Here is a 10,537-nt window from a genome sequence, read left to right as displayed (position 1 = left end):
CGCAAATCTTTACGGAGCGCGGATCATGCTTGATGACGCCCATGGAATAGGGGTATTGGGCAAAACAGGACGGGGAACTGCAGAGCATTTCGGATTGGAAAAGAAGGTGGATCTGCTGATGGGCACCTACAGCAAATCGCTGGCCGCCATCGGCGGGTTCGTGGTGGGGGACCGGATTGTCATCGACCATATCAGGCATACGGCGCGGGCCCTGATGTTCAGCGCGAGCCTCCCTCCCGCTTCAGTGGCGGCGGCGAGCACGGCATTGGATATCCTCGAAGAAGACCCCGGCCTCCTGGAGCGTCTGTGGGTGAATACACGAAAGATGCTCGATGGTTACAAAGCATTGGGTTTCGATACGGGAACCAGTGAAACGCCGATCATTCCGGTAATGGTGGGCGACGCCGCCACGACCTACGAGATGTGCAGGTTGCTGTTCGAGATGGGGGTTTTTGTAAATCCTGTAGTCAGTCCTGCCGTTCCTGTCGGGAGAGAGATGCTCCGGACCAGCTTCATGGCCACCCACACGGATGCGCAGTTGGATCAGGTGCTGTCCGCCTTCGAGAAGGCAGGGAAACGACTGGGCATTATTTAATACGGGGTGATTCTGTGATGGACGTCGAAATACGACCGGTAACCCTGCTCAGGAACCTGAGACAGTTCGTATCCTTTCCCTATTCACTCTATGCCGGAAGCCCTTATTGGGTGCCGCCCCTCAGAATTGGGGAGCTGCACACATTCCGATGGGACAAAAACCCCGCCTTCGAATTTTGTGACGTCAAATACTGGCTGGCTTTTAAAAACGGGAAAATCGCGGGCAGAATTGCGGGTATCATCAATAACCGCTATATCGACACGTGGGGGATAAAGGCAGTGCGTTTCGGATTTATGGAATTCATCGACGATGCTCAGGTCTCGGAGGCCCTGCTCAGGACAGTTGAAATATGGGCAAGGGAAGAAGGGATGGAAACGGTGCACGGACCCCTCGGTTTCAGCGACCTCGACCCCGAGGGTATGCTGGTGGAGGGATTCGAAGAGCTCGGGACCATGGGCGCAAGCTACAATTTTCCCTATTATCCCGACCACCTGGAGAAGAACGGATATCAAAAAGATGTGGATTGGGTGGAATTTGAAGTAAAGGTACCCGCCGAGGTTCATGAAAAACTGGAGAGACTGGCGAAACTCGCGGCCAGAAAAAACAACTTGAAAGTCCTCACGGTAAAAAGGAGTAAAGACCTCCTCCCTTATACAAAAGAGATATTCCAGCTTCTCAATGAATCCTACGAAGGCCTTTATGGGGTTTTTCCACTGACGGATAAACAGATTGATATGTATATAAATCAATATTTCAAGCTGATCCGGCACGAGTATATCTCGGTAATTCTCGATGAAAAGGATCGGGTGGCTGCTTTTGGCGTGACCGTTCCCTCTCTGGCGAAGGCGCTTCGGAGATCGTGGGGAAGATTGGTCCCCTTCGGGTTTTTCCATTTGCTGAGGGCGCTGCGAAAGAACGATACCGCGGAGATGTGCCTGATCGGAGTCAGGCCCGACCTTCAGGGGAAAGGCGTCAATGCCCTCCTGATGCACGAATTCAACAAAACTTTCCTACGCAACAATATATTAAAGGCGGAAACCAACCCCGAATTGGAGACAAATAATAAAGTCCGGGGACAATGGAAATTTTTCGATGCCCGCCAGCATAAGCGCAGGCGATGCTACACTAAATCGGTGATTCAGCAATGAAGCAGGTACACGGCTCTTTTCATGTTTCGGGAGACCCCTGCTGCCCCCGGGGCCATCGATTTCCGAAGAATGCTCTTCGGGGGAAGGTGAGGCTATCGGGCCTGATGAGGACTGTTTTTCTGCTGTTGTCTTTTATCCCGGTCGTCTGTGTCTCTTTCTATTCTCTCGTCTTTGGCGCGGACCTGTCCCAAGCGGACCTCGACAGACTGACTAAGAGAGAATTTATCGTTCAGTCCAGAGATATTCCAATGCACCCCTGGCCCGAGATCACGATATTCGGTCTCATAGATGCGACGCCTTTGGAAGCAGCCGCGCTTTTTTCGAATTACCAGGATCAGAAGAAGTATATTCCCGATCTCATTAAATCGGAGCCGAGAAGAAAGACGGCCGAAAATGAGGTAATAGTCGATTTTGAAATGCAGACGCCATGGCCCCTTTCGAACAGCAGATACTCCACCGCAAATGTTTTCAAAATCACCGCGTGCAACGAATATGAGATCAGGTGGCGCCTGGTGGAATCGGATTCCCTGATCGACAGTAAAGGAACGGCCCGGTTCATCCCTTACGGAAACAAGACGCTCTTCATATACAAATCGCTGATTCATCCAAACTCCAGGTTTGCCTCCATGTTCTCTTCGAAGGCGAAAGCCGGTTTGTTCAAGACAGTCCAGGCCATCGTCACCTATATAGAGCAGACTAAAAAGAATGATCCGGAAAAGATACACAAACTGATCGACTCCCTTCCCCGATAAATCCGATGTCTGCTTTCACGGTACCGCGATGCGCTCAAAATCCTTGTAAATGCCCTGAAATGTATGATATTTCCCTATGATGGCCGATTTCGAGAAGATTATCGACAGCCACTGTCACTGGGGCCCATCACGTACCCTCGGCACGGAAGTCACTACCCACGAGCTGAAAAGGCAGCAGGAGGCATCAGGGGTTACCCATGTCGTCATAATGCCCTTTCCTTCCACTGCGATAGAAAGCGATCGCATACACAGCAAGCTTCTTGCGGAGACCCGGAAGGAGAGGGTTTTTATCCCTTATCACTATATCAGGGAAGATTATGACAGGGAAGGGTTCGTCCCCGTACCGGAAGATTATTACGGGGGTAAATGGCACTGGATGAGGGGGCAACAGGATGTGGCATCGAATTACAAGATCCTGGACGATAAGAACCTGTCCGCTTTAATGGAGAGAATCGCTGCTTCCGGCAAGCCGGTTATTTTTGAGGAAGAGCTTTCCTTCACGGAGCGCTTCGTCGACATGGGCGAGGGCGTAACTCTCATTATCCCGCACCTGGGCATGCTCGGAGGAGATCCTTCCGATTTCCTTGCATCCTTCGGCAAAAGGAAGAATATCTATTTCGATACGGCCCTTGGGTCGAAAGATTCCATACTTAAATTCGTAAAGAAAGTGGGGCCCGAAAGGGTCCTCTTCGGCTCAGATGTGCCTTTCGGCGCGATGAAGGGAGAGCTTTCGAAAATCCTGAGTCTTCCGATTTCGCATGAGGATAAAGAGCTCATTCTTTCCAAGAACTTAATACGATTGACGGGTTTTGAATCCTGACGTGCGAAGGCGGGCGTCCGGACGAAACGGGGCTCCCTATGGTTGCCGATCCTCTCATCCGTCCGTACCGTGCTCGCCTCCAGTTGGAAACCCTATAGGCTATGAGGCCTTTACGATGCCTCCCAACCGCTCGATCACCGAAGAGAGAGATTTCTCCCTTTCTTTAAGGGCATCCCGAAATTCCCTCCTGTGGGTGCGATTGATCTCCACCTCCAGATGCTGATGATAGTTCTCAAGGACGTTGAGTAACAGCTTTGCTTCTTCATCATTCAATTCGAAGTTTACCATGTCGTCCTCCCTTTTCGGTCATTTCAAGTCCTTTTTGAATATATGTCCGAAAGGGCGGGAGATGCAAGTATTGGAAGAGAGATGAAAGAAAGAGGGGAGAAAATACAAAGGGCCGGGAAACCCCGGCCCTTTGTGGTAAATACGGTATTACGAAGCCTTTTCGACTGCCAGTATGGCCGCCCCGAGGGCGCCCACTATCTGGGGCTCGTGGTATATCTTGAGGGGGGTGCCGAGAATTTTTTCGAGGGCTTTTACGACGCCCGTATTCTTCGCCACTCCGCCTGCCATTACGACTTCCTTTTCCATGCCGCCGGTGCGTGTGATCAGCCCCATAGTCCTGTCGGCGATCGCCTTATGGATTCCATAGAGGATATCCTCGAGCTCTTCACCTTCGCTTACCAGTGATATTACCTCCGATTCGGCAAAGACCGTACAGATGCTGCTGATAGCAAGCTCTTTCTTGTGGCCCAGAGAGATCTCTCCGATACGGTCCAGATCTACATTCAGCGCCTTTGCCATAACCTCGATAAATCTTCCCGTGCCGGCTGCACACTTATCATTCATTTCGAATTCGACCACATGGCCGCTTCCATCGACCCTTATCACTTTGGTATCCTGACCGCCAATGTCGATAATGGTTCTCGCCTCGGGGTACAGAAAATTGACACCTTTCGCAATGCACGTGATTTCGGTAACTGCCTGTTGGGCCATGGAGGCCCTTTTTCTCCCGCATCCGGTGGAGATGATATAGGATACATCGGATGCAGACTTTCCAGGATCAGCAAGGACTCTTTCCAGGGCACTTTCCGCCGCTTTTCTTGAATCTGCGCCGGTTTGAAGGATATTGTACCCGATGATACCCTTCTCCTGGTCGAAGAGAAGGGCTTCCGTTGTTATAGAGCCTATATCAATGCCGGCGACCAACATGGGCGCTCCCTTTACTCAAGGATAGCGATAACCGTGTCCGCCTCGACTTCCTGCCCTGCGGTCACGAGTATCTCTTTGATTACTCCTGCCTGGGGCGCCACTATAGGCATTTCCATCTTCATTGCCTCGAGTGTGGCTACCGCATCGTCTTCCTGAACCGTTTCGCCCACTTTTACAAGAACGTTTATGATCTTTCCTACCATTGGGACCGTTACTTCTGTAGCCATATAAGCCTCCTTGTTTTTGCTTTTTACGCCTTTCTGTATCCCAGTGCGAACTGGGCGATGATCATCTTCTGTACGTTCGAGGTGCCTTCCACTATCTGATACGACTTTGCATCCCTGAGATACCGCTCTACAGGGTATTCCGAGGAGAATCCGTAGGAGCCGAAAATCTTAACGGCTTCCGAGGCGCAGAAGTTTGCCGACTCCGCGGCGTAATATTTTGCCATGGAGGTCTCGAGGGTATTGGTTATGCCCTGGTCTTTCTGCCATGCTGCTCTCCAGACGAGAAGCTTTGCCGCATCGTGCTCTACCGACATACGGCCGATCTGCTCCTGGATCATCTGGAACTGGCCGATGGGCTGACCGAACTGCTCTCTCTCGTTTGCGTACTTGCAGGCTTCATCGATACATGCCTGGGAAACGCCCACCGCTCTTGCAGCCGAGCTGAGCCTGGTGAAGTTGAGCATGGTCATGCAGATATTGAAGCCCTGACCCAGTTTCCCTACCAGTGCGCTTTTCGGGATTTTTGCTTCTTCGAAGAAGAGCTCGCCCGTAGGGGCGCAGTGGAGGCCGAGTTTTGTGGTAATGGCCCTCTGTACGATTCCCGGAGTATTCTTGAAATCTACGAAGAAGGCTGACATGCCTTTGTGCTTTGCCGCCTTGTCGGTCATGGCATAGACTACGCCGCAGCCGACATAAGGAACGCCTGAGATCCAGGTCTTGGTCCCATTGAGGATATAGCCGTCGTCGACTTCAGTCGCCGTGGTTTTCATGCTGGCCACGTCGGAACCGGAATTGGGCTCCGTAATTGCAAAACAGCCGCCAACTTCGCCTGAAATTAATCCGGGAAGGAATTTTTCTTTCAGTTCTTCGCTTGCAAATTTGAGGAGGACATTCTGGGGTCCGTTCATCTGGAGGTTAAAAGGAAGACCCCATGACGGGCTGACCCGCGCAAATTCGGATGCCATGAGGGTAGCAGCCATATGACCTTCTTCGAGTCCGAGTCCGCCGAACTTCTCCGGAGCCAGGCATGCAAACATACCCTGGTCGCCCATCTTCTTCAGCATATCGGGACGATATTTATGCTCTTTCTCGTCCTCCTCCATGGTGGGCTTAATATTTTTTACTGCAAAATCATATGCCATTTTGCGCATTGATTCCAATTCGTCGGACCACTTGAAATTCATAATATTCCTCCCCTTAATTAGTTTTAAATGAAATAAGAATGTGAAACTATTAACAAAGTATCTTAGCAAAGCACCTTTTTCATGTCAAGTTATTTCTGCCGGAAAGGGAGGGTCGGGGGCCTGAATTTGTATTTATTCACCCCTGGAAAAACGGGCCTCCGCCTCATCTCAGGCGCGGTGATTTTCAATCGGAAAGAGGCGTTGAAGGGATGGGAAAGTCCTTTATTTGCAGTAACTTCTTCGCTCCCCGGGGAAAGTCCCAAAAAACTTCAGTTTTATATTGTGGCACGATGCCGGCGTAGGGTATAATAGCCTCAAAGGTTATATGCAATTGCATAGTTATGGCGGACACGGAAGTTCTCACGTTGTATACGCGTAATGATTTTTAAGAGGCAGGTTTGATCTTCAGAAAAACAGGACCGGTGAGCGACAAGCTCCACGTCACGGGTCTCCCGTGGTCCCCCTCTTATCTTCTCGCGGGGGAGGAGCCCGTATTGTTCGAAGCAGGGTTTCACTGCATGGGAAGATTTTACGAGAGGGACGTGGTGGGCGTACTCTCCGCCCGGCAGCCCGCAACACTCTTTCTCACCCACGTGCACTGGGACCACTGCGGTGCCGCAGCGTATCTGAAGAATATATTCCCCTCTATGAATATCGCTGCCTCGGAGAAAGCGGCGGCGATCATGGCGCGTCCCCACGCAATCGAGCTGATGAAAAAATTGAGCGCCACCGTGGTGCCTCTCATCGAAAGTATCGAAGGCATCGACCCCGGCCTGCTGATCAGGGAGCCTTTCGAGCCTTTCCGGATCGATACGGTCCTTGCGGACGGGCAGGTCGTGCCCCTGGGCAACGAGATGAGCGTGCATGTGTTGTCGAGTCCCGGCCACACATGGGACCTCCTGAGTTACTACATCCCGGAAGAAAGGATCCTGATCGCCACCGAAGCGTCGGGTCTCCTCTGGCAGAACGGGTTCGTGGGCACGGAGTTTTTGGTCGATTTCGATCAATATATGACGTCTCTCAACCGGATCGCGGAACTTGACGCGGCCATACTTTGCCAGGGCCACCATTTCGTATTTACCGGAGAGGAGGTAAAGAAGTTCCTTGCCTCTTCGATCGAAGCTGCCCTCCGGTTCAGGGATGATGTGGAACACCTGCTTATCCGGGAGAAGGGGGCTGTGGAGCGGGTGGTCGAGATCATTAAAGAGGGAGAATACGATCCGAACCGGGGCATCAAACAAATGGAACAAGCCTATCTTCTGAATCTCAGGGCACGGGTGGCTCACCTCGCCATGAGGCTAAAGGAGCGGATCTGCGGGACGGGTACGACCGGTACACGGTACTAAATTCTGCGCAGAGCGGGGGCAGGTCAGGCTATTGTATGGTCCTGAAAGTGCTTGATTATTCCTATCTGCTTGTTGTATAAAATAATGACTCATAGTTTTTGTGTGCTCATTAATTTTTTTCACAAAAATACATTAATCCGGAGGGCTAAGATGGAGATCAAAACTATCGGAGTGTTGGGTGCGGGCGTCATGGGTAACGGCATCGCCCAGGTAGCCGCGATGGCGGGCTACAACGTCATCATGAGGGATATCGAAGAGAGGTTTGTCGAAGGCGGCATGAAGAATATCGACAGGTTCCTCTCCAAGTCCGTCGAGAAGGGCAAGATGACGGCAGAGCAGAAGAGCGGCATCCTGGGTAAGATCAAAGGCACCACCGACATGGGCGCGATGAAAGACGCGGACTTTGTCGTGGAGGTCATCATCGAGGTCATGGATGTGAAGAAGAAAGTCTTCGCAGAGCTCGACGGGATCGTGAAGCCGGAAGTCATCCTCTCATCGAACACCTCTTCCATGTCGATCACCGAGATCGCCGCGGCCACCAAGAGACCTGACAAAGTAGTGGGTATGCATTTCTTCAACCCCGTTCCCCTTATGAAACTTGTGGAAGTCATCAGCGGTATCAGGACCAGCGACGAGACCGCCGCGACGACCATCGAGCTCGCCAGAAAGCTCGGCAAAGAGCCTGTGGCCGTAAAGGTGGACGTACCGGGCTTCCTCGCGAACAGACTGATGATCGCGGTTGCCATCGAAGCTATAAAACTCTACGAGCAGGGTATTGCCTCGAAAGAGGATATCGACAAAGCCGCGAAGCTCGGCCTCAACTACCCGATGGGTCCCTTTGAGCTTATGGACCTTACGGGCATCGACATCAATCTCCACGTGATGGATTATTTCTACAAAGAGCTTCCGAAAGAGAACAAATGGGATCCCCCACTTACCATCAAGAATATGGTGAGAGCGGGCCTGCTCGGTCAGAAGTCGGCCGGAAAGGGCTGGTACGACCGCTCCAAGTAAGGAGAGGACCAGGAGGCATGCATGGCTTATGAGACATTAATAGTTGAGAGAGAAGGGAACCTGGGGATCATCAAGCTGAACAGGCCCCCGGTAAATCCCTTGAGCGTTAAATCTTATCAGGAGCTTTATGACGCGGTCTGCGAACTTGACGGCGACGCCGGGGTAGGCGCAATCGTGATCACGGGCAATGGAGATAAGGCGTTTGCGGCAGGACTTGACGTAAAGGACGTGATGGGCAAGTCCGCGACCGAGACCCTCGACTTTCTGTGGACCGGCCCGAGAAGAGCCTTTGATAAATTGACGAGCATCGAGAAGCCTACCATCGCGGCGGTCTTCGGACTGGCCCTGGGCGGCGGGTGTGAAGTGGCGATCTGCTGCGATCTCAGGATCGCCTCGGAGGATGCAGTTTTCGGACTGCCGGAAATCAACCTGGGCATTATGCCTGGTTCCGGGGCAACCCAGCGACTCCCGAGACTCCTGGGCGTGGCACGGGCGAAAGAGATGCTCCTCACGGGCGATAATATAAATGCCCAGGAGGCGTACCGCATAGGACTCGTGAACAAGGTGGTCCCCAGGGATAAGCTGATGGATGAAGCGAAAGCCCTGGCCAAAAAGCTTGCGTCAAAAGCAAAAGTGAGCCTAGGACTTATTAAAAGATGCATAGATAACGGGATCAACATGGACCTTCCGTCAGGATTGACCCTCGAAATGGATTGCTTTGCCCTCTCCTTCACTTCGGAAGACGGCAGAGAAGGGGTCAACGCCTTTGTCGAGAAGAGAAAACCCGTATTTAAAGGCAAGTGAGGAGAACACACCCGGAAGCGTCTCGGACCCGGAGAAACCGTAAGGTTCTGCGTCGTGCCCGGGGCATGGGTGAGAAACAGATGTATGACCGATTTATTGCAGCACGAAACAACAAAATATAACCTGAGGAGGTTGTTTGCATGAAGACTTTTACGAAGGCGTATATTCCTTACAACGGCTACTATTCAACTCCCTTCACCCGTTGGCAGGGAAGTATGCAGAATGAGAACTCAATCGAACTGGCAGGCAAGACGGCAAGAAGATGGTTCCTGGAGAAGAAGAAGATGGATCCTTCAATCCTCGACTATCTCTATTTCGGTATCTCGATCCACCAGCACCACCTGTTCTACAGCCACAACTGGGCAGCAGGCATTCTCACGAACAACGAGAAGTTCCTGCCTGGCCTTATGATCAACCAGGCTTGTACGACATCGACCACGATCCTGAACCTCGCTGCCCTCGCAGTCGAGGCGGGTCAATTCGAAGTCGGCTTCGGGCTTATGGCAGACCGTACTTCCAATGGCGCCCATACCGTATGGCCGAACCCGATGGGTCCGGGCGGCGAAGTGATCGCCGAGAACTGGCTGATGGACAACTTCAACAGCGACCCCAACGTATTCCCGGCCATGAAGATGGTCCAGACTGCCGAGGCCGTTGCCAAGGCAGAGGGCATCACGAAAGAGCAGTGCGACGAAGTAGTGCTTCGCCGCTACGAGCAGTACATGATGTCCCAGGCCAACGACCGCGAATTCCAGAAGAAATACATGTTCCCCGCGGAAGTGAAGGTCTCCAAGAAGAAAAGCATCCTCGTCGAGCTGGATGAAGGCGTAACCGCCACCACGAAAGAAGGTCTTGCAAAACTCGGTCCTGCCGAGCCCGGCGGAGTCCACAGCTTCGGCGCCCAGACGTTCCCTGCCGACGGCAACGTCGGATTCATCGTCACCACGAAAGACAAGGCGAAAGAGTTGAGCGCAGACAAGAACGTGGAGATCCAGATCGTATCCTTCGGCTTCTCCCGCGTGAAACCCGGTTTCATGGCAGCAGCCCCGGTTCCCGCGGCTGAGATGGCCCTGGCCAACGCAGGTCTCAAGATTACGGACATGAAGGCTATCAAGAGCCACAACCCCTTTGCCACGAACGACCTGAATTTCGCAAAGAAAATGGGCATTGACGTCATGTTCATGAACAACTACGGAAGCTCCCTGATCTACGGACATCCCCAGGCGCCTACCGGCGGAAGAATCATCGCCGAGATGCTCGAGGAGATGGTCCTTCTGGGCGGCGGATACTGCCTCTGGACCGGTTGCGCGGCAGGCGACACCGGCGCATCCATGATCTTCAAGGTAACCTGCTAAGTACCCGAAACAAAACAATCGGGGCCGCTCCTCTTAACGGGGGAGCGGCCCCTTTTTTATATTTTCAGGTGATGGAC

12 protein-coding genes are annotated in these 10,537 nt (G+C 52.4%); 8 read left to right on the top strand and 4 right to left on the bottom strand.

Features of this window, described 5'->3' with window-relative positions; all coding sequences use genetic code 11:
* From VGJ94_02035 to VGJ94_02020, 4 genes are all read left to right on the top strand, one after another.
* On the top strand, nucleotides 1–595 hold a 595-nt coding region (locus VGJ94_02035), incomplete at its 5' end, for an aminotransferase class I/II-fold pyridoxal phosphate-dependent enzyme (GenBank protein ID HEY3275372.1).
* Between the two features lie 17 nt (nucleotides 596–612).
* The gene (locus VGJ94_02030; GenBank protein ID HEY3275371.1) at nucleotides 613–1,743 is read left to right on the top strand and encodes a hypothetical protein; all 1,131 of its coding nucleotides are present in this window, start codon (nucleotides 613–615) and stop codon (nucleotides 1,741–1,743) included.
* Nucleotides 1,744–1,847: 104 nt separating this feature from the next.
* A complete protein-coding gene (locus tag VGJ94_02025) occupies nucleotides 1,848–2,495 on the top strand; it encodes a hypothetical protein (GenBank protein ID HEY3275370.1) in 648 nt (215 codons plus the stop codon).
* 76 nt (nucleotides 2,496–2,571) lie between these two features.
* Nucleotides 2,572–3,315, top strand: coding sequence for an amidohydrolase family protein (locus VGJ94_02020; protein ID HEY3275369.1), 744 nt, complete (start codon nucleotides 2,572–2,574; stop codon nucleotides 3,313–3,315).
* A gap of 99 nt (nucleotides 3,316–3,414) precedes the next feature.
* On the opposite strand, the gene VGJ94_02015 is transcribed toward VGJ94_02020, so the two are convergent.
* The 4 genes from VGJ94_02015 to VGJ94_02000 all read right to left on the bottom strand — a co-directional run bounded on the left by VGJ94_02015 (nucleotide 3,415) and on the right by VGJ94_02000 (nucleotide 5,941).
* Nucleotides 3,415–3,603 (bottom strand): hypothetical protein, encoded by a 189-nt coding sequence (locus VGJ94_02015; protein HEY3275368.1) that lies wholly within the window; start codon nucleotides 3,601–3,603, stop codon nucleotides 3,415–3,417.
* Between the two features lie 147 nt (nucleotides 3,604–3,750).
* Nucleotides 3,751–4,530, bottom strand: a complete 780-nt coding sequence (locus VGJ94_02010; protein ID HEY3275367.1) for an acyl-CoA dehydratase activase — start codon at nucleotides 4,528–4,530, stop codon at nucleotides 3,751–3,753.
* 11 nt (nucleotides 4,531–4,541) lie between these two features.
* Nucleotides 4,542–4,757: a biotin/lipoyl-containing protein gene (locus VGJ94_02005; GenBank protein HEY3275366.1), complete on the bottom strand. Its 216-nt coding sequence runs from the start codon at nucleotides 4,755–4,757 to the stop codon at nucleotides 4,542–4,544.
* A gap of 23 nt (nucleotides 4,758–4,780) precedes the next feature.
* The gene (locus VGJ94_02000) at nucleotides 4,781–5,941 is read right to left on the bottom strand and encodes an acyl-CoA dehydrogenase family protein (GenBank protein HEY3275365.1); all 1,161 of its coding nucleotides are present in this window, start codon (nucleotides 5,939–5,941) and stop codon (nucleotides 4,781–4,783) included.
* Nucleotides 5,942–6,339: 398 nt separating this feature from the next.
* Between VGJ94_02000 and VGJ94_01995 the strand changes: the two genes are divergently transcribed.
* The 4 genes from VGJ94_01995 (at nucleotide 6,340) to VGJ94_01980 (ending at nucleotide 10,460) form a co-directional block, all read left to right on the top strand.
* Nucleotides 6,340–7,287, top strand: a complete 948-nt coding sequence (locus VGJ94_01995; protein ID HEY3275364.1) for an MBL fold metallo-hydrolase — start codon at nucleotides 6,340–6,342, stop codon at nucleotides 7,285–7,287.
* A gap of 150 nt (nucleotides 7,288–7,437) precedes the next feature.
* On the top strand, nucleotides 7,438–8,301 hold the full coding sequence (locus tag VGJ94_01990; protein ID HEY3275363.1) for a 3-hydroxyacyl-CoA dehydrogenase family protein: 864 nt from the start codon (nucleotides 7,438–7,440) through the stop codon (nucleotides 8,299–8,301).
* A 21-nt stretch (nucleotides 8,302–8,322) separates the two neighbouring features.
* The gene (locus VGJ94_01985; protein HEY3275362.1) at nucleotides 8,323–9,105 is read left to right on the top strand and encodes an enoyl-CoA hydratase-related protein; all 783 of its coding nucleotides are present in this window, start codon (nucleotides 8,323–8,325) and stop codon (nucleotides 9,103–9,105) included.
* 140 nt (nucleotides 9,106–9,245) lie between these two features.
* Entirely contained in the window at nucleotides 9,246–10,460 is a 1,215-nt protein-coding gene (locus VGJ94_01980; protein ID HEY3275361.1) for a thiolase family protein, read from the top strand.
* Nucleotides 10,461–10,537: the final 77 nt, after the last annotated feature.

The organism is Syntrophorhabdaceae bacterium, from assembly GCA_036504895.1.
Lineage (GTDB): Bacteria > Desulfobacterota > Syntrophorhabdia > Syntrophorhabdales > Syntrophorhabdaceae > PNOM01.
Note: the sequence above shows the minus strand (reverse complement) of the source record. Positions and strands in the feature narration are given on the sequence as shown.